This window comes from Streptomyces sp. NPDC021562, from assembly GCF_040640875.1.
Lineage (GTDB): Bacteria > Actinomycetota > Actinomycetes > Streptomycetales > Streptomycetaceae > Streptomyces.
This window is the reverse complement of record NZ_JBFACN010000008.1, coordinates 177,287-199,539: the sequence shown is the minus strand read 5'-3', so window position 1 is coordinate 199,539 and position 22,253 is coordinate 177,287. Positions and strand designations below refer to the sequence as shown.

20 protein-coding genes and 5 tRNA genes are annotated in these 22,253 nt (G+C 70.4%); 16 read left to right on the top strand and 9 right to left on the bottom strand.

Going from position 1 to position 22,253, the window contains the following annotated elements; genetic code table 11:
• Positions 1 to 9: 9 nt before the first annotated feature.
• From AB0G52_RS14990 to AB0G52_RS14970, 5 genes are all read right to left on the bottom strand, one after another.
• Positions 10 to 3,279, bottom strand: a complete 3,270-nt coding sequence (locus AB0G52_RS14990; RefSeq protein ID WP_361336699.1) for a nitrate- and nitrite sensing domain-containing protein — start codon at positions 3,277 to 3,279, stop codon at positions 10 to 12.
• Between the two features lie 391 nt (positions 3,280 to 3,670).
• A complete protein-coding gene (locus tag AB0G52_RS14985; RefSeq protein ID WP_046729249.1) occupies positions 3,671 to 4,246 on the bottom strand; it encodes an ATP/GTP-binding protein in 576 nt (191 codons plus the stop codon).
• The gene (locus AB0G52_RS14980) at positions 4,227 to 4,625 is read right to left on the bottom strand and encodes a DUF742 domain-containing protein (protein WP_019058642.1); all 399 of its coding nucleotides are present in this window, start codon (positions 4,623 to 4,625) and stop codon (positions 4,227 to 4,229) included. The genes AB0G52_RS14985 and AB0G52_RS14980 overlap by 20 nt, the downstream gene beginning before the upstream one ends.
• 111 nt (positions 4,626 to 4,736) lie before the next feature.
• Complete coding sequence (locus tag AB0G52_RS14975; protein ID WP_030382516.1) at positions 4,737 to 5,150, bottom strand: roadblock/LC7 domain-containing protein; 414 nt, start codon at positions 5,148 to 5,150, stop codon at positions 4,737 to 4,739.
• Positions 5,151 to 5,159: 9 nt separating this feature from the next.
• Positions 5,160 to 9,029: a nitrate- and nitrite sensing domain-containing protein gene (locus tag AB0G52_RS14970; RefSeq protein ID WP_361336697.1), complete on the bottom strand. Its 3,870-nt coding sequence runs from the start codon at positions 9,027 to 9,029 to the stop codon at positions 5,160 to 5,162.
• Positions 9,030 to 9,599: 570 nt separating this feature from the next.
• Here AB0G52_RS14970 and AB0G52_RS14965 point away from each other — a divergent pair.
• From AB0G52_RS14965 to AB0G52_RS14925, 9 genes are all read left to right on the top strand, one after another.
• Positions 9,600 to 9,788: a hypothetical protein gene (locus AB0G52_RS14965; protein ID WP_132889773.1), complete on the top strand. Its 189-nt coding sequence runs from the start codon at positions 9,600 to 9,602 to the stop codon at positions 9,786 to 9,788.
• Positions 9,789 to 9,924: 136 nt separating this feature from the next.
• The gene (locus AB0G52_RS14960) at positions 9,925 to 10,710 is read left to right on the top strand and encodes a fumarylacetoacetate hydrolase family protein (RefSeq protein WP_132889774.1); all 786 of its coding nucleotides are present in this window, start codon (positions 9,925 to 9,927) and stop codon (positions 10,708 to 10,710) included.
• Positions 10,703 to 12,187, top strand: a complete 1,485-nt coding sequence (gene gltX / locus AB0G52_RS14955) for a glutamate--tRNA ligase (RefSeq protein WP_132889775.1) — start codon at positions 10,703 to 10,705, stop codon at positions 12,185 to 12,187. Before AB0G52_RS14960 ends, gltX begins: the two co-directional genes overlap by 8 nt.
• Before the next feature lie 80 nt (positions 12,188 to 12,267).
• Positions 12,268 to 12,999: an HAD family hydrolase gene (locus AB0G52_RS14950; protein WP_361336694.1), complete on the top strand. Its 732-nt coding sequence runs from the start codon at positions 12,268 to 12,270 to the stop codon at positions 12,997 to 12,999.
• A gap of 91 nt (positions 13,000 to 13,090) precedes the next feature.
• Positions 13,091 to 13,162: transfer RNA gene (locus AB0G52_RS14945), tRNA-Gln, on the top strand.
• Positions 13,163 to 13,183: 21 nt separating this feature from the next.
• Positions 13,184 to 13,256: transfer RNA gene (locus tag AB0G52_RS14940), tRNA-Glu, on the top strand.
• A gap of 28 nt (positions 13,257 to 13,284) precedes the next feature.
• Positions 13,285 to 13,357: transfer RNA gene (locus tag AB0G52_RS14935), tRNA-Glu, on the top strand.
• A gap of 21 nt (positions 13,358 to 13,378) precedes the next feature.
• Positions 13,379 to 13,450, top strand: a tRNA-Gln gene (locus AB0G52_RS14930).
• 43 nt (positions 13,451 to 13,493) lie between these two features.
• Positions 13,494 to 13,566, top strand: a tRNA-Glu gene (locus AB0G52_RS14925).
• Between the two features lie 53 nt (positions 13,567 to 13,619).
• Here the strand turns inward: AB0G52_RS14925 and AB0G52_RS14920 are convergent.
• Complete coding sequence (locus tag AB0G52_RS14920) at positions 13,620 to 14,264, bottom strand: MerR family transcriptional regulator (protein ID WP_361336692.1); 645 nt, start codon at positions 14,262 to 14,264, stop codon at positions 13,620 to 13,622.
• Positions 14,265 to 14,353: 89 nt separating this feature from the next.
• On the opposite strand from AB0G52_RS14920, the gene AB0G52_RS14915 reads away from it, so the two are divergent.
• Entirely contained in the window at positions 14,354 to 14,863 is a 510-nt protein-coding gene (locus AB0G52_RS14915) for a DUF4188 domain-containing protein (RefSeq protein ID WP_361336690.1), read from the top strand.
• Between the two features lie 228 nt (positions 14,864 to 15,091).
• Here the strand turns inward: AB0G52_RS14915 and ndgR are convergent, their stop codons facing one another.
• The gene (gene ndgR / locus AB0G52_RS14910) at positions 15,092 to 15,808 is read right to left on the bottom strand and encodes an IclR family transcriptional regulator NdgR (RefSeq protein WP_003993203.1); all 717 of its coding nucleotides are present in this window, start codon (positions 15,806 to 15,808) and stop codon (positions 15,092 to 15,094) included.
• 205 nt (positions 15,809 to 16,013) lie between these two features.
• Between ndgR and leuC the strand changes: the two genes are divergently transcribed.
• The 4 genes from leuC (at position 16,014) to AB0G52_RS14890 (ending at position 19,331) form a co-directional block, all read left to right on the top strand.
• Positions 16,014 to 17,438, top strand: a complete 1,425-nt coding sequence (gene leuC, locus AB0G52_RS14905) for a 3-isopropylmalate dehydratase large subunit (protein ID WP_361336688.1) — start codon at positions 16,014 to 16,016, stop codon at positions 17,436 to 17,438.
• 6 nt (positions 17,439 to 17,444) lie between these two features.
• A complete protein-coding gene (gene leuD, locus AB0G52_RS14900) occupies positions 17,445 to 18,038 on the top strand; it encodes a 3-isopropylmalate dehydratase small subunit (protein WP_132889780.1) in 594 nt (197 codons plus the stop codon).
• Between the two features lie 286 nt (positions 18,039 to 18,324).
• Positions 18,325 to 18,555: a hypothetical protein gene (locus tag AB0G52_RS14895; protein WP_046733962.1), complete on the top strand. Its 231-nt coding sequence runs from the start codon at positions 18,325 to 18,327 to the stop codon at positions 18,553 to 18,555.
• A gap of 140 nt (positions 18,556 to 18,695) precedes the next feature.
• Positions 18,696 to 19,331, top strand: a complete 636-nt coding sequence (locus tag AB0G52_RS14890; RefSeq protein ID WP_132889781.1) for an HU family DNA-binding protein — start codon at positions 18,696 to 18,698, stop codon at positions 19,329 to 19,331.
• Positions 19,332 to 19,439: 108 nt separating this feature from the next.
• Here AB0G52_RS14890 and AB0G52_RS14885 read toward each other — a convergent pair whose 3' ends face one another.
• On the bottom strand, positions 19,440 to 19,643 hold the full coding sequence (locus AB0G52_RS14885) for a hypothetical protein (RefSeq protein WP_132889782.1): 204 nt from the start codon (positions 19,641 to 19,643) through the stop codon (positions 19,440 to 19,442).
• 9 nt (positions 19,644 to 19,652) lie between these two features.
• The gene (gene cofC / locus AB0G52_RS14880) at positions 19,653 to 20,291 is read right to left on the bottom strand and encodes a 2-phospho-L-lactate guanylyltransferase (RefSeq protein WP_361336685.1); all 639 of its coding nucleotides are present in this window, start codon (positions 20,289 to 20,291) and stop codon (positions 19,653 to 19,655) included.
• Positions 20,292 to 20,446: 155 nt separating this feature from the next.
• Here cofC and AB0G52_RS14875 point away from each other — a divergent pair, with 155 nt between their 5' ends.
• The gene (locus tag AB0G52_RS14875; RefSeq protein ID WP_132889784.1) at positions 20,447 to 21,211 is read left to right on the top strand and encodes a lysophospholipid acyltransferase family protein; all 765 of its coding nucleotides are present in this window, start codon (positions 20,447 to 20,449) and stop codon (positions 21,209 to 21,211) included.
• Positions 21,208 to 22,218: an NAD(P)H-dependent glycerol-3-phosphate dehydrogenase gene (locus tag AB0G52_RS14870; RefSeq protein ID WP_358974973.1), complete on the top strand. Its 1,011-nt coding sequence runs from the start codon at positions 21,208 to 21,210 to the stop codon at positions 22,216 to 22,218. The genes AB0G52_RS14875 and AB0G52_RS14870 overlap by 4 nt, the downstream gene beginning before the upstream one ends.
• Positions 22,219 to 22,253: the final 35 nt, after the last annotated feature.

Below are 22,253 nucleotides of genomic sequence, written 5' to 3'. Positions count from 1 at the left end.
GGGCTCACACTAACGCTCCTGGTTGTAGGTGCTGTCAGGACCGAAGCCCTGGCCGTTCGTTTCACTGCCTGCGCTGCGTCCGCGCTGGACGCCCCGACGCAGGTTGCTCAGCCTGCCCCGGACGTCCTCCGGGGCGCGGGAGACCTGTGGGCCTCCCTGAGGGGTGCTCGCGGCGGCTCCCTCGACCAGGTTGGCCTTGGGTACCCGCCTCGGCAGGCCGGAGGACGTGACCCCGCCCGCCTTGGGCTTGCGCAGCGCCGAGGCCTGCTGCCAGCGCTCGTCGTTCTGCGACCGCCAGTTGCTCTCGCCCGTCGGCTCCGCGGCCGGGGCCGGAGCCTGCTGCGCGGGGCTCGTGCCGTTCGCGCCGCCCGTGCCGTTCACACCGCTCGTGCCGCCGCCCACGGATCCCCGGCGGGGCAGTCCGGCGTCGGTCATCTGGTGTCCGGCGGCGGGAGCCGCTCCCGGACGGTCGAAGCCTACGCGGTTCCGCTCCTCCACGTCACCGGCCTGCGCCGATTCCGCTTCGGGAGCGTACTGGGCCGGGTAGCCGTTCTGGTACCCGTCCTGCTGCGGCCAGTCGTCCTGGTAGTCCCGTTCGCGGAAGGACCCGAACGCCTCGGGGGCGGCTGCCTCGGCGGCCGCGGGCTCCTCTTGGACCGGCTCCGGATACGCGGGCTCCGGGTAGCCGCCGCCCGAGGGGAACGCCCCGGTCGAGAACGGGTCCTGCTGCTGCGGCAGGCCGCCGCCCTGCGCGTAGAACTGCTCGTCGTACGTGCTCTGCGACTGCTCCTGGTACGACGGCTGCGCGTCGTAGCCCGTGGGCTGCTCCTGGAACCCCGTGCCGCTGGTGTCGTAGCCCTGTCGGCCGCTGTCGAACTCGTCGGTGTACGCCGGGATCTCGGAGGTCTCCTGCGGGGCGGCCTGGGGCTGTGCGGCCCCCGGGGGCTGCGCCTGGGCCTCCAGGGCCGCACGGCGCTCCTCGCGCATCAGGGAGCGGCCCACGGGGTCGAGGTCCCGGATGTCGTCGGGGACCTCGAGGTAACGGCTGTCGTCGAAGCCGAGCTCGGCCGCGGTGCGCATCGGCTGGAGCTGCGGCTGCTGGAAGTTCTCACCCTGGAACTGCTGCTCCGGGATGATCTGCGAGACCGTGAACTCCTCGCGGTCCAGCGACTGTTCGCCGCCACCGCCGTGCGTGATCGCGTCCGGCAGCATGACCAGCGAGGTGGTGCCGGCCTGCTCGCCCGAGGGGCGCAGCTGGACCCGGATGCCGTGCCGGTCGGAGAGCCGGCCGACCACGAACAGGCCCATGCGCTGCGAGATCGCGGCGTCCACGGTCGGCGGGTTGGCCAGCTTGTGGTTGATGTCCGCGAAGTCCTCGGCGGTGAGACCGATGCCCTTGTCGTGGATCTCGATCATGATGCGGCCGTCGGGGAGACGGGTCGCGGTGACGCGGACCTTGGTCTGCGGGGAGGAGAACGTGGTCGCGTTCTCCAGGAGCTCGGCGAGCAGGTGCACGAGGTCGGTGACCGCGCGGCCGTGGATCTCGGCCTCCGGGACGCCGGACAGCTCGATGCGCTCGTACTGCTCCACCTCGGAGGAGGCGGCGCGCAGCACGTCGACCAGCGGGACCGGCTGGTCCCAGCGGCGGCCGGGCTCCTCGCCGGCGAGGACCAGCAGGTTCTCGCCGTTGCGGCGCATACGGGTCGCGAGGTGGTCCAGCCGGAACAGGTTCTCCAGCTGGTCCGGGTCGGCCTCGTTGTTCTCCAGGTCGGTGATCAGCGTCAGCTGGCCCTCGATCAGCGACTGGTTGCGGCGGGACAGGTTGGTGAAGATCGCGTTGATGTTGCCCCGCAGCAGGGCCTGCTCGGCGGCGAGCCGCACGGCCTCGCGGTGGACCTGGTCGAAGGCGCGGGCGACTTCGCCGATCTCGTCCGTCGAGGTGATCGGGATCGGCGCGACCCGGGTGTCGACCCGGCCGGGGTCGGTGCGGGAGAGCTGGTCGACCAGCATCGGCAGGCGCTGCTCGGCGATGCCGAAGGCGGCGTTGCGCAGCTGGCGCATCGAGCGGGACATCTGGCGCGCCACCATGCCGGCCAGGATGAACGCGGCGAGCAGGGCGACCACGACGGCGGCACCGGTGATGAAGGCGGAGGTCTTGGCGTCGTCGGCGATGCCGGACGCCTCGCTCACCGCCTTGTCGGCCATGTCCGACTCGATGGTGCGGTAGGCGTTGTACTTGAGGGTGTTCACCGCCCACCAGTTCTCGGCGGTGATCCCCTTGGTCGCCAGCGCCTGCCGGGTGAGGGGGTTGGTGTCCTGGAGCGTCGCCAGCGCCGAGACCATCGTGGTGGTGCTGGACGGCGGGGCCACGTACTTCGGGTCCTTGGCCTTGGCCTGCTGGGCCATGGCCGCGCCGTCGGTCTTGATCTTCTGCTCGAGGTCGGTCAGCTTCTGCGCGTCGGCCTCGGTGCCACCGCCGATGTACTCCTCGACGGCGATCCCCTCCAGGTAGGCGTACGAGGAGAGGGCGACCCGCTGGGAGGCCAGGTTGCCGGCGTCCGGTCCCGGTTTGACGAGCAGGTGCATACCGATCGAGCGCTCCAGCGACAGTGCCGCCTTGGTGAGCGCGATGGCGTAGACGGTACGGCCGTAGGAGGTGATGTTTCCGGTGCCCAGACCGAGTTCGTTGGCGAACTCCATCAGCGGGTGGGCGATCTGGGTGTATCCCTCTTCGGTCTTCACCCCGGTGAGCTTGGTGGTGTACGCCAGGGACCGGAGGTTGGCGAGCTGCGGCTCGGCCTCCCGGAACAGCTTCAGACGGCGTTCCAGGCCGGCTTTGTGCGGCATGTTCTGCGCGGCCGCGTCGAAGGCGTCGGCGGCCTTGTCGGTGCGCTGCCGCGCGTCGGTGACGACCTGCTTGTTCTTGTCCAGCAGGATCGGGGCCGCGCTGAGGTCACGCTCGTTGTAGAGGGCGTCGCTGTAGGTCAGGGCGGCGCGGACCAGGCGGGCGGTGTTCTCCGCGTCGCGGGCCTGCTGCCAGGTGTCGATGGAGCTCTTCACCTGGAAACCGCCCATGACCAGGCCGACGACCACGGGTATGAGCAGGATCGCGTTCAGCCTGGTCGGCACGCGCCAGTTCCGCGGGGAGAAGCGGCCGCCGCTCTTCGGGGGCGCGGCCGGTGGTTCCGCGGCTGGCACAGGGGTGGGCGCCGCAGCGCGCGGCGGCGGGGTGAAGTTGCCCCGTGCCGACGGCTCGGGACCGTTCTTGCTTCGCCTCACTCGACCAACAACCTCTCGGCGGCGGGCACCTGTCGTCGTGCCGCAGTCTCTCAGAGCCCGGTGTGTCACAGACCACTACTCAGTACGTCTTTGACTATTGGGCAGTTCAGGCATTCCAGCACGGGGCCCGGCGCAGTTCCAAACAGTGGAAACCGCCGGAGTACGCTGATGTAAGCCCCAGATAAAACGGTCATAAAGAGCGAGCCCCGCCAAAAGGCGGGGCTGTCGTGCGCGCAGCGGTACCGCGTGACCGCGACGCGTGGCGATACCACCGTATTCCTCTGCCGAAACGTTATGAACGCCGGAGCCGACCGTGTCAAAGGCCACAGCCGGCTCCGGTTTCCGTACGGCAACTGCCGTACATCAGGTCAGGTTCGGGTACGCCGGGCCGCTACCGCAGCCGAGCCATGAGCGCGTGCTCGACCAGGGTGATCAGCGCACTCTTCGCGTCGGCCCGGTGCCGGGCGTCGGTGGTGATGATGGGCGCGTCGGGCCCGATCTGGAGCGCCTCGCGCACCTCTTCGGGCGTGTAGGGCTGGTGCCCGTCGAAGCCGTTGAGGGCGATGACGAACGGCAGACCGCTGTTCTCGAAGTAGTCCACCGCCGGGAAGCAGTCGGCCAGCCGGCGGGTGTCCACGAGCACGACGGCGCCGATCGCGCCGCGCACCAGGTCGTCCCACATGAACCAGAAGCGGTCCTGACCGGGCGTGCCGAACAGGTACAGGATCAGGTCCTGGTCGAGCGTGATGCGGCCGAAGTCCATGGCCACCGTGGTGGTGGTCTTGTCCCCGGTGTGGGTGAGGTCGTCGATGCCCGCCGAGGCGGACGTCATCACGGCCTCCGTGCGCAGCGGGTTGATCTCGGAGACCGCTCCCACGAACGTGGTCTTGCCGACGCCGAAGCCGCCCGCCACCACGATCTTCGCGGAGGTGGTGGCCCGGCCTCCGTCAGAGCTTGCGAAGTCCACTGAGCACCCTTTCGAGCAGCGTCACGTCCGGAGCGCCGCCGTTGTTCTCGTCGCCGCCCGGCTGGTGGATGGCGACCAGGCCGGCCTCGGCGAGGTCGGCCACCAGGATCCGGGCCACCCCCAGCGGCATGGCGAGCAGGGCCGAGACCTCGGCCACCGACTTCACCTCGCGGCACAGGTGGCAGATGCGCTGGTGCTCAGGGAGCAGCCCCATGAGCGCTGCCGGGTCGGCCGTCGTGCTGATCAGCGCCTCGATGGCGAGCTGGTAGCGCGGCCGGGTCCGGCCGCCGGTCATCGCGTAAGGACGTACCAGCGGCTGGTCGCCCTCGTCCCCGTACGGCTCCGCGTACGGATCATGAGAGGCGGTGGGCGGGGTCATCGTTCCTCCGGGCGGGACAGCAAGTCGGTCGGGCTAGCCGTCTGACGTGGGCCGGTGGGGGGTTTGTGGCGGCCGGACGGTGATTTGGTGAGGCGGGTTGGATCCAGGCTGTCAGTGGAGCAGACTGCCTTGCAGTTCGGCACGCAGATCGGGAGTGAGCACCGCGCCCGCGCGGTCGACCAGCAGCGCCATCTCGTAGCCGACGAGGCCGATGTCGCACTCCGGGTGGGCCAGCACGGCGAGGGACGAGCCGTCGGAGATGGACATCAGGAAGAGAAAACCGCGTTCCATCTCGACCACCGTCTGCGCCACGTTGCCGCCCTCGAAGATCCGGGAGGCCCCGGCCGTCAGCGAGGTGAGCCCGGACGCGACGGCCGCCAGCTGGTCGGCGCGGTCACGCGGGAAGCCTTCGGACATCGCCAGAAGGAGGCCGTCGGCGGACACGACGACGGTGTGGGACACACCTGGGGTGTTGTCCACGAAGTTGGTGATCAACCAGTTGAGGTTCTGTGCCGCCTGGCTCATCGGACTCAACTAACGCTCCTGCTGGTGAGTGGGGCTCGGGAAGCTGCCGGTCTGCGGGCCGGGTGCGGCCTGCCTGCCCTGCGCGATACCCCGACGGAGATTGGTCAGCCGGCCGCGAACGTCGTCAGGCGAACGCGAGACCTGCGGACCTGCTTGGTGCTGTTGCTGCTGCTGTGCGGTGCCCGGGACGAGGTTCGCCCGGGGCACCCGGCGCGGCAGCCCGGAGGTGGTGACGCCGCCCGCGGCCGGCTGCCGTACGCGCTCCGCCTGCCGGACGAGGTCGTCGTTGGGGGAGGGGCGCCAGGAGCTGGTCGCGGAACGCTGGGGGGCCGCGGCCGCGGGGGCCGGCGGCGTTACGGGGACGGGCGGAAGCGGCGCCGGACCGTTGCCGTTGCCCTGGGGGTGCTGCTCCTCCTGCCCGCCGTGGAACCAGTTGGTCTCCAGCGTGTCGTACAGCGGGGTACGACCGTCGCCGGGACCGCTCGCCGGGGGCAGCGCCTCCGGCTCCTGGCGGACCGGCGGCACCGGCTGGCGCTGCGCGGTGCCGAAGTCCATGCTGCGGGCGTTGTTCCCCTGGCCGTTGCCCGCGAAGCCGTTCTGGCGGCCGGGCAGGGAGTGCTGGCCGGTGCCGCCGCCGTCGAAGGGCGGGGTGGCGAACTGGCCGGTGGAGCCGTTGTCGTAGGCCTGCGGAGCGGAGAACTGGCCGGTGTTCTGGGGACCGCCCGGCTGACCGGCCGGGGAGCCGAAGACGTCGGAGCGGACGAACGGGCCGGAGTCCTGCTGCTGCCCGTTCACGTTCGGACGCGGGAACGAGCCGGTGTCCTGCGAGCCGTTCACGTTCGGACGCGGGAAGGAGCCGGTGTCCTGCTGGCCGTTCGGATTCTGGCGGGGGTACGCGCCGGTGTTCTGGCCGCCGCCGGGGACGTTGAAGTCCGGGCGCGGGAACTCGCCGGTGGACGACGGGCCCTGCGGGATCGCCGGCATCTGCGAGGTGGCGCCGAGGTCGTGCCGCTCGTCGATGCGGGGCATCGGCGCGGTGTGACCCTGGTCCCGCTCGTCGTGGCCGCGCGGCGTGTCCAGCGAAGCGCGGGAGAGCGGCGGCTGGGCGTTGTCGTCGCTCCAGCTGGGCCGCCCCTGCGGGTTGCCGCCGGGCAGCTCGGCCCGGGGACCGCCGCGCGGCGGGAGCTGCGGCTGACGGCCCTGGTCGGAGGGGTTCGCGGCGCGCGGCGGCGGGACCGGGCCGCGGTTGCCGAAGGCGTCCTGGCCGCCGAAGGGGTCCTGCGGGTTGCCGAACGCGTCCTGGTTGCCGAAGGCCGCGCCGTTCTGCCGGCCGCCCTGCGGGGCCTGCGGGCCTTGCGGGCCGCGGGCGCCGCCGGGCGCACCGGGACGGTTGCCGTTCTGGCCCGCTCCGGGCAGCGCGGCCCGGGGACCCTGGCCGTTGCCGACCTGACCGCGCGGACCGGCACCGGCACCGAGCAGCCCGCCACCGGAGGGCCCGCCGGAACCGGGGGCGCCACCGCGCGAGCCGCCCGCGGCACCGCCGCCGAGCGCCGGGGCGGGGGCACCCGCGCCGAGCGGACCCGGAGCGCCACCCTGGCCGTTGCCCCGCCGGGCCGCCGCGGCACCGGCCGCGGCCTGCGCGGCGGCCGGACCACCGGACGGCGCCGGGGCGCCGGGCTTGCCGGGAGCGGGCTTCTTGCCGCCCTGGGCGACGTCGACCGGGAGCATGACCAGCGCGGTCGTACCACCGGAGTCGGAGGGGCGCAGCTGGATGCGGATGCCGTGCCGCTGGGACAGCCGGCCGACCACGAACAGACCCATGCGGCGGGAGACGGAGACGTCCACGGTGGGCGGCGAGGCGAGCCGCTCGTTGATCGCCGCGAGGTCCTCGGGGGAGAGGCCGATACCGGTGTCGTGGATCTCGATCAGCACGCGGCCGTCGGGCAGCGCGTGACCGGTGACCTTGACCTTGGTCTGCGGCGAGGAGAAGGAGGTCGCGTTCTCGAGCAGCTCGGCGAGCAGGTGCACGAGGTCGTTGACCACGCGGCCGGCCACTTCGGTGGTCGGCACGGCGGCCAGCTCGATGCGCTCGTACTGCTCCACCTCGGACGCGGCGGCGCGGAGCACGTCGACCAGCGGGACCGGGCGGGTCCAGCGGCGGCCGGGCTCCTCACCCGCGAGGACGAGGAGGTTCTCACCGTTACGGCGCATACGCGTCGCGAGGTGGTCGAGCTTGAACAGCGAGGACAGCTGGTCCGGGTCGGCCTCGCGGGACTCCAGCTCGGAGATGAGCGAGAGCTGACGCTGGATGAGGCCCTGGGAACGGCGCGAGAGGTTGGTGAACATCGCGTTGACGTTGCCCCGCAGCAGGGCCTGCTCGGCGGCGAGGCGGACCGCCTCGCGGTGCACGTCGTCGAAGGCCGCGGCCACCTGGCCGATCTCGTCCCGGGAGTGCACACCGACCGACTCCACGGACGTGTCCACGTCCTGCGGGTCGGACTCGGAGAGCTGCTTGACCAGCTCGGGCAGGCGGTCCTGGGCGACCTTGGTGGCGGTCTCCTGGAGGCGGCGCAGCGAGCGGATCATGGACCGGGCCACGATGAAGGCACCGACCAGCGAGACACCGAGGACGAGCAGGATCAGCGCACCGGAGATGATGGCCGACTGCTCGGAGGAGTTGCGCAGCTCGCGCGCCTTCTGCTCCATGTCCTCGAGCAGGGTGTGCTCGATCTTCTGCATCTGGTCGATCTTGGTCGAGCTGTCGTCCACCCAGTCGCGGTACGACCGCTTGGACAGCTCGTTCAGACCGTTCTGGGCGCCGAGCGCACGCTTGGCGTAGGTGTTGGCGGCCTCGATCGTCGGGTTGTTCTCGTCGATCGGCTTGAGCAGCTCGGCCGCGTTGCCGGAGTAGATCTTCCGGAAGATCGTCAGCTCGGAGGTCTCGCTCGCCTGGGCCGACTCGCCGTAGAGGCGGTCGTTCTCCGAGAGGTCACCCGTGCTGGTGTTGTTGGCGGGCAGGGCCGCGGCGATGACGGCGCGCTGGACGGACGCGTACTCCTTGGCGGTCGAGAACGCCGCCAGGGCGCGGGTGCGCTGGATCATCTCCGGGTTGCTGGAGGCCTGCGCCATGTCCTGCGAGAGGTCGATCAGCTGGGTGATCAGCCGGTGGTAGGCCTCGACCGTCTGGGTCGAGTTCCGCTGCTGCTGGTAGGCGTCCTTGCGGATCTTCGCCAGGTCGTCCAGCTGGCCGGCCAGGCCGACGAGGCTGTCGCGGACGCCCTGGAGCTGACCGTTCTTGCTCGCGGTGTCGATTTCCTCGGAGGCGTTGAGGAAGTTCTCGCGGGCCCGGTCGGTCTTCTCCTCGAATCCCTTGACCGTGACGCTGTTCGTCGACTGGCCGTGCGCCAGCGGGCCGGCCGACTGGTCGCGCTCGTCCTGGAGCGCCTGGGCCAGCTCGGTGGCCTGCTTGGTCATGTCCGTCAGCAGCTTGATGTTGTCGAGCTGCTGGATGTCGTCCAGGGACTGGTTGATGCGCACCGCGCCCAGCGTCGTGGCCGCGACCACGGGGAGCGCGAGCAGCGACACCAGGCGCGTGGAGATGCGCCAGTTGCGCAGGGCTATCCGCGAGCCCGGGTTGGACGGTCCCTTCGCGGGCTTGATCGGGGGCGCCGGCGTGGCGGTCGGCTGGGGGCCCGTGGAGCCCGTCGGCCCCGGGGAAGCAGACACGGCGGGACGCCCGGGGCGCTCACCGCCGTCACCACCGCCGACCGGGGCCTGGCCCGGGTTCTGGGCGTGCTGGGGCGAGGAACCGCGGTCGGTCCCGCCGTGCGCCTCCGGCTCCGCCGGAGCGCTGCCATCCCTCTTGAAACGTCCCTGCACTAGCGTCGCAACCTCTGGACCAGGCGCCCCTCCGCTGAACGGAGGGACACGGTGTCGGCGTTGTACGGAGAGCGCCCTGAATGCGCCCCCTGATTGGTCGTGAGTGTGACCGGCGCTGGCTCCCCCTGTCTCGCCGCCACTCGGCGCTGTGTTGCGCCCCCTGCGCGCCGGCTCGATCCTGCGGCGGTCCGTGGAATTCCAGCACAGTGCCGGATCTCCAACAAGGGCCGTGGACCGAGCTGTGACCTCTGTGACAGCGTGTGAGTGACACGTTACGAGATGTCTAGGCCGTTCGCGTACATAACGGACGTATGCCCGCCAGTCGCGCGTGCGTCAGCCGTGTCCCAGTCGCCATGATCAGGAGCGGAATGACAGGTTCAGTTCGGCAATGTCCGTTTCGTTGCCGAGAGTTGCCTGTGGGGAATGACCCGTTTGTCCCCGCCTTCGTGAGCAAACTCACACGGGGATCAGGGCTAGTTGGCGACTTCCGTCGGGAATTCGATGTTTAGCCTGGCGCTTTACAAGAGGCGACGCTCTGCCAACCCACACACGACGGGGTCCACTGCAACCGTGAAGACGACGATGATGTTCCGCAACATAGCCAACCCCCGGCGCACCACCCTCGCCCACCTCAAGGACGCCGAGGAGCTGGGGACCCCGGAACTGCCCGAGCACTCCCTCGACCTCCCCGCCCAGACCGCCAACCCGCGGCGCACCATCCTCATGGAGGCCCCCGCCGGGACCCCGGTCGCCGAGTAGTACGGGACCGCCCTCCCGTACGGGTCCGAGGCCGCCGTTCACTCAGTCACCTGGGTAATTCCACGGCGGCCGCCCCGCCCCGCGTTAGCCTGGAGCGTCAGACTCCAACCGGCTCAGTGAGGGGCGCCAGGATCCCGTGCGCATCGCCAGGTTCTCCATCGACGGGAACGTCGCCTTCGGCGCCGTCGAGGGCGACGAGCAGGACGAACTCGTCCTCGACATCATCAAGGGCATTCCGTTCGCCGACTTCGAGCTCTCGGGGACCAAGGTCCCGGTGAGCAAGGTCAGGCTCCTGCCGCCGGTGCTCCCCAACAAGGTGGTGGCCTACGGCCGCAACTACGCGGAGCACGCGAAGGAACTCGGCAACGAGGTACCGGACGCCCCTTTCGCCTTCTTCAAGCCGTCCACCTCGGTGGTCGGCCCCGGCGACGCGATCCAGTACCCGGCCTTCTCCCAGGAGCTCCACCACGAGGCCGAACTGGCCGTGGTCATCGGCCGCATGTGCCGTGAGGTCCCGCGCGAGCGCGCGGCGGACGTCATCTTCGGCTACACCTGCGCCAACGACGTCACCGCCCGTGACGTGCAGAAGCGCGAGAAGCAGTGGGCCCGGGCCAAGGGCTTCGACACGTCCTGCCCGCTCGGCCCCTGGGTGGAGACGGACCTCGACCTCGCCACCGCGTCCGACCTGACGATCCAGCTCACCGTCAACGGCGAACAGCGTCAGCTCGGCCGTACGAGCGAGATGATCCACCCCATCGCGGACCTGATCGTCCACATCACCGAGGCCATGACGCTGCTGCCCGGCGACGTGATCCTCACCGGCACCCCGGCAGGGGTCGGCCCCCTCAACGTCGGCGACGAGGTCGCCGTCACCATCGAAGGCATCGGCACTCTCACCAACAAGGTTGTCAAGCGTGGCTAGCGCATCCGGCTCCCCCGTCCGCGTACGTTTCTGCCCCTCGCCCACCGGTAACCCCCACGTGGGCCTGGTCCGCACCGCCCTGTTCAACTGGGCGTTCGCCCGCCACCACAAGGGCACCCTGGTCTTCCGCATCGAGGACACCGACGCGGCCCGCGACTCCGAGGAGTCGTACCGCCAGCTGCTCGACGCGATGCGCTGGCTGGGCTTCGACTGGGACGAGGGCCCCGAGGTCGGCGGCCCGCACGCGCCGTACCGCCAGTCGCAGCGGATGGACATCTACCAGGACGTCGCGCAGAAGCTCCTGGACGCCGGCCACGCCTACCACTGCTACTGCTCCCAGGAGGAGCTGGACAGCCGCCGGGAGGCCGCCCGCGCCGCCGGCAAGCCGTCCGGCTACGACGGCCACTGCCGCGACCTCACCGCCGAGCAGGTCGAGGCCTACCAGGCCCAGGGCCGTACGCCGATCGTCCGCTTCCGGATGCCCGACGAGACGATCACCTTCACGGACCTGGTCCGCGGCGAGCTGACCTTCACCCCGGAGAACGTCCCGGACTACGGCATCGTCCGCGCGAACGGCGCCCCGCTGTACACGCTGGTCAACCCGGTCGACGACGCCCTGATGGAGATCACCCACGTCCTGCGCGGCGAGGACCTGCTCTCCTCCACCCCGCGCCAGGTCGCCCTCTACAAGGCGCTGACCGAGCTGGGCGTCGCCAAGCAGACCCCGGCCTTCGGCCACCTCCCCTACGTCATGGGCGAGGGCAACAAGAAGCTGTCCAAGCGCGACCCGCAGTCGTCCCTGAACCTCTACCGCGAGCAGGGCTTCCTGCCCGAGGGCCTGCTCAACTACCTCTCGCTGCTGGGCTGGTCGCTCTCCGCGGACCGGGACGTCTTCTCGGTCGACGAGATGGTCGCCGCCTTCGACATCTCCGACGTGAACCCCAACCCGGCCCGCTTCGACCTGAAGAAGTGCGAGGCGATCAACGCGGACCACATCCGCATGCTGGACGTGAAGGACTTCACCGAGCGCTGCGCCCCCTGGCTGAAGGCCCCCTTCGCCCCCTGGGCCCCGGAGGACTTCGACGAGGCGAAGTGGGAGGCGATCGCCCCGCACGCTCAGACCCGCCTGAAGGTCCTCTCGGAGATCACCGACAACGTCGACTTCCTGTTCCTCCCCGAGCCGGCCGTGGACGAGGCGTCCTGGGCCAAGGCCATGAAGGAGGGCAGCGACGCCCTCCTGGCCACGGCCCGCGAGAAGCTCGAGGCGGCCGACTGGACCTCCCCCGAGTCCCTCAAGGAGGCCGTCCTGGCCGCCGGCGAGGCGCACGGCCTCAAGCTCGGCAAGGCCCAGGCGCCCGTCCGTGTCGCCGTCACCGGCCGCACGGTCGGCCTGCCCCTCTTCGAGTCCCTGGAGATCCTCGGCAAGGAGAAGACCCTGGCCCGGATCGACGCGGCGCTCGCCAGGCTGGCCGCGTAGCGCACGCGCGCGTGAGAGGGGCGGCCCCGGTTCATCCCGGGGCCGCCCCTTCGTCGTACCCGCCGGGTACCGTCGGGCGTATGACGATCAGGGCCGTGGTCTGGGACGTGGACGACACTCTCTTCGACTACACGAGCGCCGACCGCGCGGGCATGCGGGCGCACCTCGCGGCCGAGGGGCTGCTCGCGGCGTACGAGAGTGCCGAGGCGGCGCTGGTGCGGTGGCGGGAGATCACCGACCGGCAGTGGGCGCGGTTCTCGGCGGGGGAGGTGTCCTTCGAGGAGCAGCGCCGGGAGCGGATCCGGGTGTTCCTCGGGGAGGCCCTGAGCGGCGACGAGGCCGACGACTGGTTCGGGCGCTACCGCACCCACTACGAGGCCGCCTGGGCCCTCTTCCCGGACGTCCTGCCCGCCCTCGACGCGCTCGCCGCGGGCTACCGGCACGCCGTGCTGTCCAACTCCAGCCTGCACGTCCAGGACCCCAAGCTGCGGGCGCTCGGTGTGCACGACCGCTTCGAGGTCATCCTGTGCGCCGCCGAACTCGGCGTCTCCAAGCCCGCCGCCGGTGCCTTCCTGGCGGCCTGCGAGGCGCTGGACCTGCCCCCGCACGAGGTCGCGTACGTCGGTGACCACCCGGAGATCGACGCGCGCGGTGCCGTCGACGCGGGGCTGCTGTCGGTGTGGATCGACCGGACCGGAGCGTCCACCGGGGCCGACGCGCCCGTCGGCCCGCACCGGATCGCCTCCCTCGCCGAACTGCCCGCGCTCCTGCGCGCCGATACCCGTTTTGGAGCCCCGTCCACCTTCAGGTAATGTTCTTCCTGCGCCGCCGGGGAGCGGGCCGAAAGGCCGGAACCGGAGGAGCGAAACTAGAACAAGATCCCCTCAGGGGCTTGCGTTCCAGTGGCCTATGGTGTAATTGGCAGCACGACTGATTCTGGTTCAGTTAGTCTTGGTTCGAGTCCAGGTAGGCCAGCTCGCAGAGCTCATCTGCAAAGCCCCCGTTGTGTAGCGGCCTAGCACGCTGCCCTCTCAAGGCAGTAGCGCCGGTTCGAATCCGGTCGGGGGTACGGAGATCATCCACAGGTGATCGCTAGGGCCCCCGTTGTGTAGCGGCCTAGCACGCCGCCCTCTCAAGGCGGTAGCGCCGGTTCGAATCCGGTCGGGGGTACGAACTGGTCTAAACCATCATTGGTCTATGGTGTAATTGGCAGCACGACTGATTCTGGTTCAGTTAGTCTTGGTTCGAGTCCAGGTAGACCAGCTGGGATCTGCGGCGTTGCACATCGAACGCTTGCAAGATCCACGCCCCCGTTGTGTAGCGGCCTAGCACGCCGCCCTCTCAAGGCGGTAGCGCCGGTTCGAATCCGGTCGGGGGTACAGACGACGAAGGCCCTCCGCTCCCTGCGGAGGGCCTTCGTCGTGTCCGGGCCCTACTCGAAGCCGTAGCGCCGGGCCGTCTCCTCCTCCTGGGCCAGCCGGTGCAGGGCCTGGAGCATCGGCTCCACCAGCACCGCGCTGGCCACCGCGGCCGCCACCTTCTCCTTCTCCGAGGGCCGCGTCTCCAGGAAGTCCAGATCGGCGATCGCCGCCTGGTGCATCAACTTCGCCCGGGTCACGAGGAGTTCGCTGTCCCAGTCGTAACCGAGCCGGCGGAACGCGGCCACCGACACCACCAGCCGGCGATAGGCGGGGGAGAGGGTCGTCAGCTGCTTGGCGTTCTCCCAGCCGAGGGTGGTCAGCAGGGCGCCCACCTCCCGGTGCGCGGCCCGCACGTACTCGTCGTCCTCGTCCGGCTCGGGCACCTGTGGCAACGCCCACAGCGCGGCGCCCACCCTGATGGTGCGGCCCAGGGACTCGTCGTCGACGTGCCCGAGCACCTCGCGCACCTTCGCCACCGGCACCCGGCCGACCTGGATCATCGCCCGCACCAGCCGCAGCCGGCGCAGGTGCTCCTCGTCGTACTCCGCGGTCGTGGTGTTGACCTGGCGGCCCGGCGGCAACAGGCCCTCGCGCAGGTAGTACTTGATCGTCGCGACGGGCACCCCGCTGCGCTCGCTCAACCGGGCAAGCCGCATCTCTTGCACCTCTCCTTGGTAAGTGCCACTATCCAAGCACCAAGGGACGGATAGTGCCGCTATCCGACCGGGAATCGGGGGTGTCTCGCATGGTCGGCAAACCGATACCGGGCCGCAGGACCGCGGCGCGCGAGGGCGATGCGGTGGTGCTGCTGATCGGCCTGCGCATCAACCACTTCTGGGCGGTGCACCAGTGGCTCCCGGTCATGCTGGCCATGGTCCGCATGCTGGGGGAGCTGGCGCGGGACCCCGGCCGGGGGCTCCTCGGACGCGTCCTGCTGACGGCGTCACCGCGGACGTACTACGTCGTCCAGTACTGGGAGTCCAAGGAGAAGCTGTACGCGTACGCGAGTTCGCCGGAGATGCTGCACCACGGGGTGTGGAGCCAGGTGAACCGCAAGGAGCGGGCGGGGAAGCTGCGGCAGCACGTGGGCCTGTGGCACGAGACGTACGTGGCGCCCGAGGGGTCGTACGAGTCGATCTACTTCGACATGCCGGAGTTCGGCCTGGGCGCGGCGAGCGGGACGGTCCCCGTGGAGCGCCGGGGCCGCTACGCGAAGGACCGGTTCGCTCATCGCTCCGGAAGTGGGACTTCCTAGGGGCGCTGGGGGAGGAACTGCGCGACCAGCCACGACGGCGTCGCGGACGGCTGACGGCCTGTGGAGGCACATTGCTCGCCGTCGGGCTTCGCGGGTGGTCGAGTGCGACGCCGTCGTGGCTGGTCGCGCAGTTCCCCGCGCCCCTTACGGGGCGCTCCCGCTCCCGTCGGGAGAAAGCTGCCGCGGCGTTGAGGCGGCCTCTCCTGGCGGGAGCGTTCGTTTCGGGGCTCAGCCCGTGCGGCGCAGGGCCTCGGAGAGGCGGCCCGCCGCGTCGATGACCGCCTGGGCGTGCATGCGGCCGGGGTGGCGGGTCAGGCGCTCGATCGGGCCGGAGACGGAGACGGCGGCGACCACGCGGTTGGAGGGCCCCCGCACCGGCGCCGACACCGACGCGACGCCCGGCTCCCGCTCACCGATGGACTGGGCCCAGCCGCGGCGCCGGACGCCGGAGAGGGCCGTCGCCGTGAAGCGGGCCCCCTGCAGGCCGCGGTGCAGCCGCTCCGGCTCCTCCCAGGCCATCAGGATCTGCGCCGAGGAACCGGCCTTCATCGTGAGGGTCGAGCCGACCGGGACCGTGTCCCGCAGGCCGGACAGGCGTTCCGCGGCGGCCACGCAGATCCGCATGTCTCCCTGCCGGCGGTAGAGCTGCGCGCTCTCGCCGGTGATGTCGCGCAGGTGCGTGAGCACCGGGCCCGCCGTCGCGAGCAGGCGGTCCTCGCCGGCCGCCGCGGCCAGTTCCGCGAGTCGCGGACCGAGAATGAAACGGCCCTGCATGTCGCGTGCCACCATGCGGTGGTGTTCCAGAGCCACGGCCAGCCGATGGGCCGTGGGCCGTGCCAGTCCGGTTGCGCCGACCAGACCCGCGAGGGTGGCCGGACCGGACTCCAGAGCGCTCAGGACAAGGGCCGCCTTGTCCAGAACGCCGACGCCGCTACTGTTGTCCATGCAACGATACTCACGTCTCACTCTGTGAAACGCAAGTTCAATTTTCGGGGGAACGCGCCACTCTGGAAGAACACAGTGGCCCGCGGACCAACGGGCCCGGCGGCGGACGCCCGGAACCACGACTTCAGGGGCCCGGAACACGGGCAGCCGCTTCCTCAAGATCTCTAGTTGGGCCGGTGCACGTCTGCCGGCCGGAGGGAAAGCGATGGGTAGGACACTCGCGGAGAAGGTCTGGGACGACCACGTCGTCCGGCGCGCCGAGGGCGAGCCCGACCTCCTCTTCATCGATCTGCACCTGCTGCACGAGGTGACCAGCCCGCAGGCCTTCGACGGTCTGCGTCAGAACGGCCGCCCGGTGCGCCGCCTCGACCTCACCATCGCGACCGAGGACCACAACACCCCGACCCTCGACATCGACAAGCCGATCGCGGACCCCGTCTCCCGCGCCCAGCTGGAGACGCTGCGCAAGAACTGCGCCGAGTTCGGGGTGCGCCTGCACCCGCTGGGCGACGTCGAGCAGGGCGTCGTGCACGTGGTCGGCCCGCAGCTGGGCCTGACGCAGCCGGGCACGACGGTCGTCTGCGGCGACTCCCACACCTCCACCCACGGCGCCTTCGGCGCGCTGGCGTTCGGCATCGGCACCTCCCAGGTGGAGCACGTGCTGGCCACCCAGACGCTGCCGCTGGCCCGCCCGAAGACCATGGCCATCACGGTCGACGGCGAACTGCCCGAGGGCGTCACCGCCAAGGACCTGATCCTGGCGATCATCGCCAAGATCGGCACCGGCGGCGGCCAGGGCTACATCCTGGAGTACCGCGGCTCCGCCATCGAGAAGCTCTCGATGGAGGCCCGCATGACCATCTGCAACATGTCGATCGAGGCCGGCGCCCGCGCGGGCATGATCGCCCCCGACGAGACCACCTTCGCGTACATCAAGGGCCGCGCCCACGCCCCCGAGGGCGCCGACTGGGACGCGGCGGTCGAGTACTGGAAGACGCTGCGCACGGACGAGGACGCGGTCTTCGACGCCGAGGTCCACATCGACGCCGCCGCGCTCTCGCCGTTCGTCACCTGGGGCACCAACCCGGGCCAGGGCGCCCCGCTTTCGGCGAACGTCCCCGACCCGGCTTCGTACGAAGACGCTTCGGAGCGCCTCGCCGCCGAAAAGGCCCTGGAGTACATGGGGTTGGAGGCCGGCCAGCCGCTGCGCTCCATCGCCGTGGACACCGTCTTCGTAGGCTCCTGCACCAACGGCCGGATCGAGGACCTGCGCGCCGCCGCCGAGATCCTCCGCAGCCGCAAAGTCGCCGACGGCGTACGGATGCTGGTCGTCCCCGGCTCCGCGCGGGTCGGTCTGCAGGCCGTCTCCGAGGGCCTGGACGTGGTCTTCAAGGAGGCCGGTGCCGAATGGCGGCACGCGGGCTGCTCGATGTGCCTCGGCATGAACCCCGACCAGCTGGCCCCGGGCGAGCGTTCCGCCTCCACCTCGAACCGCAACTTCGAGGGGCGGCAGGGCAAGGGCGGGCGCACCCACCTGGTGTCGCCGCAGGTCGCGGCCGCGACCGCCGTCCTGGGCCACCTGGCCTCCCCGGCCGACCTGTCCGACGTTCGTACGCCCGCTGGAGTCTGATCAGCCATGGAAGCATTCACCACGCACACCGGCCGGGCCGTCCCGCTGCGCCGCTCCAACGTCGACACCGACCAGATCATCCCTGCTCACTGGCTCAAGAAGGTGACCCGGGACGGCTTCGAGGACGGGCTGTTCGAGGCCTGGCGCAAGGACGAGGACTTCATCCTCAACCGCCCCGAGCGGCAGGGCGCCACCGTCCTGGTCGCCGGCCCCGACTTCGGCACCGGCTCCTCCCGTGAGCACGCCGTGTGGGCGCTGCAGAACTACGGCTTCAAGACCGTGATCTCCTCCCGCTTCGCCGACATCTTCCGGGGCAACTCGCTGAAGAACGGCCTGCTCACGGTGGTCCTGGACCAGAAGATCGTGGAGGCGCTCCAGGAGCTCTCGGAGCGCGACCCCGAGGCGGAGATCACCGTCGACCTGGAGAACCGCGAGGTGCGCGCCGAGGGCGTCACCGCCTCCTTCGAGCTGGACGAGAACTCCCGCTGGCGGCTGCTGAACGGGCTGGACGACATCTCCATCACCCTCCAGAACGAGGCCGACATCGCCGCCTACGAGGCCAAGCGGCCGTCGTACAAGCCGCGGACGCTCCAGGTCTGACCGGAGCCCGGTTCGGGCCTGATCACCACATCTGAATACGGCTGGTTTCAGCCATCGCACGACCCCGCCGGTACCCCCGATCGCCACGATTGGGGGTACGGCCATGTCTGCACCCGAACGGACGCTCGCGTTGTCGCAGGTCTTGCCAACTTCCCACGTTAGGCCTGATGTTGTGGGGGTAGGTGAGTGCTGTGTCCGGCGCTCGCGCAAGTGCCCGGAAGGCCATTCGAGGCGGCAGTTGCCCCCTGCGCAGGCGACAACTCGCCCCAGATGGCACAATCTGTGCATGGAACACGACGGCCAACTCCAGCTCTATGCGGCGGTCGCGGACCAACTGAAGGAAGCGCACACAACAGTGCGCGCACTGCAAGTCCCGGAGGGCGTACGGATGGCGCTGACCCGGAAGCTGCTGGTCATTACGGCCGCGGCCAAGCACGACATCGCCGACGCGGCAAGGCGGCTCGAGCGGTTCAACGCCGACCTCGAAGCGGGTCGATTCCCGCAAGAGGAAGGCTGACCGGACCCTGCGAGACGGTCGAGTCCGTTGCGGCACAAGGGTGATTAGCCCGTTTCGTGTTTGATTTGCGGTATATATCTGCCTAACGTGCGAAAAAGCTTGAACACTTTCGTTCTGGCGAGGTCTCCGAAGGGGAAGACGTGAACAAGGCGCAGCTCGTAGAAGCGATTGCCGACAAGATGGGCGGCCGCCAGCAGGCGGCCGACGCTGTCGACCATGTCCTGGACGCCATCGTCCGCGCGGTCGTCGCGGGTGAGCGGGTCTCGGTCACCGGCTTCGGGTCCTTCGAGAAGGTGGACCGCCCCGCCCGTTACGCCCGCAATCCCCAGACGGGCGAGCGGGTTCGGGTCAAGAAGACCTCCGTGCCGCGCTTCCGTGCAGGTCAGGGCTTCAAGGACCTGGTGAGCGGCTCCAAGAAGCTCCCGCGCGGCGGTGAGGTCTCGGTCAAGAAGGCGCCCAAGGGCAGCCTGACCGGCACCGCTTCGGCGACGGTCAAGAAGGCGGCGGCCAAGAAGACCACCGCCAAGAAGGCGACGGGCGGGGCCAGGAAGACCACGGCCGCCGCGAAGAAGACGACGGCGAAGAAGACCACGGGCGCGGCGGCGGCCAAGAAGACCACCGCGGCGGCGAAGAAGACCACCGCCAAGAAGACCACGGCGACCGCGAAGAAGACCGCCGCGCAGAAGGCGCCGGCCAAGAAGGTCACCGCCAAGAAGGCGCCGGCCAAGAAGTCGACCGCGCGGAAGGCCACCGCCAAGAAGACCGCGAGTCGCTAGGCGTCCGCTTTCCGCGGCGCAGTCGGGATACTCACGCGACGGGCCGGATTCCCCCGGGGAGTCCGGCCCGCGGTGTGTTCCAGGGGGCTTTCAGATGGGGGTACCGCCTCAGAGCGTCTGCAAGGTCACGAGGGTGATCCGGAGGTCGTCTCCGGCCCCCTCCGTTTCGATCCGCACCCGCTGTCCGGGTCGCAGCAGCCTCAGGCCGCCCGCCTCGAAGGCCGGGCCGTCGAAGGGGACCGGGGTTCCGTCGTCCAGGAGTACCTGGCCGCTGTGGGTCTCGGGGTCGTACGTGTAAGCGGTCGCCTGCATGGGCGCAGCCTACTGGTCCGGGATCAGCAGGCGGGCCGCCACCGCGGCCGTGCGGGGCCCCATGCCCAGGGCCAGGGCGGTGCGCAGGTCCGCACCGGTGTCCACGTCCTGGCGTACCGAGTCGACGTCGGCGACCCGCAGCTCCACGGCTCCCGAGGCGGCGTGCCGGGCGCGGGAATCCGGGCCGAACGCGGGCGCCAATTCACTGCCGGGCGCCGCCGTCAGCAGAGTCGTGCCGATCGCCGCCGCGTCCGGGAGAAAAGCGCGCGGGAATTCCGCGGCCGAGTCGAGCACCCGGGCCAATTCCAGCGGACGCAACGCGGGCAGATCGGCGTTCAGGGCCGCCACGGGGCTTTCCGGACGCGATGCGCGGACGACGGCCGCCCCGTGCCGGAGGGCGGCGTTCAGGCCGCCTCCCGGCGTGTCGGGGACGATGCGCGCGCCCAGCGCCGAGAGTTCGCGTCCGGCCAGCGGATCGACCGTGACGACCGCCACATCCTTCACGGCCTGGCAGGCCAGGGCCGCCGCCACCGTGTCCAGGGCGAACGCGAGGGCCAGCGACGGGCGCACGCCGTCCGACGCGGTGTCCGCGAGCCTGCTCTTGGCCCGGGCCAGAGGCTTGAGCGGAATGACCAAGGTCCACTGCACCGATGTACCGTCCCTCCCTTGTTGCCTCATTGTCACCCGGGCTCACCGGGTGACCGCGACACCGAGGCGTACGGTGTTCTCGACAGACCGGCGGGCCGGGACCACACTTCTTCCCGATCCCGGACCGGGAGGAAGTCCTAGAGGAAGGTGTCCGCGTGCCCCGCCGGAGAATCGGCTTCTGGTACCGCTTCGCTGCGGTGCTCTGCAAACCGCCGCTGGTGGTTCTGATCAAGCGGGACTGGCGCGGAATGGAGCACATTCCGGCCGAGGGCGGATTTATCACCGCGGTGAACCACAATTCCCACATCGACCCCTTCGCCTACGCCCACTATCAGTACAACAGCGGCCGCGTTCCGCGATTCCTGGCGAAGAGCGGGCTTTTCAAGAAGGGATTCGTCGGTGCCGCCATGCGGGGCACCGGGCAGATCCCCGTCTACCGGGAGTCCACCGACGCGCTCAGCGCCTTCCGGGCCGCGATCGACGCCGTGGAACGTGGCGAGTGCGTCGCCTTCTACCCGGAGGGAACGATCACGCGCGACCCGGACCAGTGGCCCATGACCGGCAAGACCGGTGCCGCCCGCGTCGCCCTGCAGACCAGGTGCCCGGTGATCCCGGTCGCCCAGTGGGGCGCCAACGAACTGCTCCCGCCGTACGCGAAGAAGCTCAACCTGCTGCCCCGCAAGACGCACCACGTCCTCGCCGGTCCGCCGGTCGACCTCACCCGCTTCTACGACAAGGAGATGACCCAGGAGGTCCTCAAGGAGGCGACCGAGGTCATCATGGCGGCCATCACGCGCCAGCTGGAGGAGATCCGCGGCGAGAAGGCCCCCGAGACCCCCTACGATCCTCGCCAGGTGCGGATCGAGCAGCGGCGCCGGACGCGTGCGCAGAGCGGTCTGGAAGAGGAGAGCGGCAAGTGAGCAAGCCTGCCAAGGCGGCGGTCTTCAGCGCGGGTTCGTGGGGTACGGCCTTCGGGATGGTGCTCGCCGACGCCGGGTGCGAGGTCACCCTGTGGGCGCGGCGCGCGGAGGTCGCGGAGGCGATCAACTCCGGCCGTACCAACCCCGACTACCTGCCGGGCGTGGAACTCCCCGAGAACCTCCGGGCCACGACCGACCCCGCCGAGGCGGCCGCCGGCGCCGACTTCACGTTCCTGTCGGTGCCGTCCCAGACCATGCGGGCCAACCTCGCCGAATGGACGCCGCTGCTCGCGCCCGGGACGATTCTCGTGTCCCTGATGAAGGGCGTCGAACTCGGCACCGCCATGCGGATGAGCGAGGTCATCGACGACGTCACCAAGGTCGGCGCGGACCGTATCGCCGTCGTCACCGGGCCCAACCTCGCCCGGGAGATCGCGGCCCGGATGCCGGCCGCCGCCGTGGTCGCCTGCACCGACGAGACGGTGGCCCGGCGCCTCCAGGCGGCCTGCCACACCCCGTACTTCCGGCCGTACACCGAGACCGACGTGGTCGGCTGCGAGCTGGGCGGCGCCGTGAAGAACGTCATCGGCCTCGCCGTGGGCATCGCGGACGGCATGGGGCTCGGCGACAACGCCAAGGGCTCGCTCATCACCCGCGGTCTCGCGGAGACCGCCCGGCTGGGCAGCGCGCTCGGCGCCGACCCGCTGACCTTCTCCGGACTCGCGGGCCTCGGCGACCTGGTGGCCACCTGTTCCTCGCCGCTGTCCCGCAACCACACCTTCGGCACCAACCTCGGCAAGGGCATGACCCTGGAGGAGACCGTCGCGGTCACCCGGCAGACCGCCGAGGGCGTCAAGTCCTGCGAGTCCGTGGCCGATCTGGCCCGCAGGCACGGCGTGGAGATGCCGATCACCGAGACCGTCGTGGACATCGTGCACGAGGGCAAGCCGCCGGTGGTCGCCCTCAAGGAGCTGATGTCGCGCAGCGCGAAGCCCGAGCGACGCTGAGCCACGGCACGCCACGGACGCTGTCTCGGGGCCCT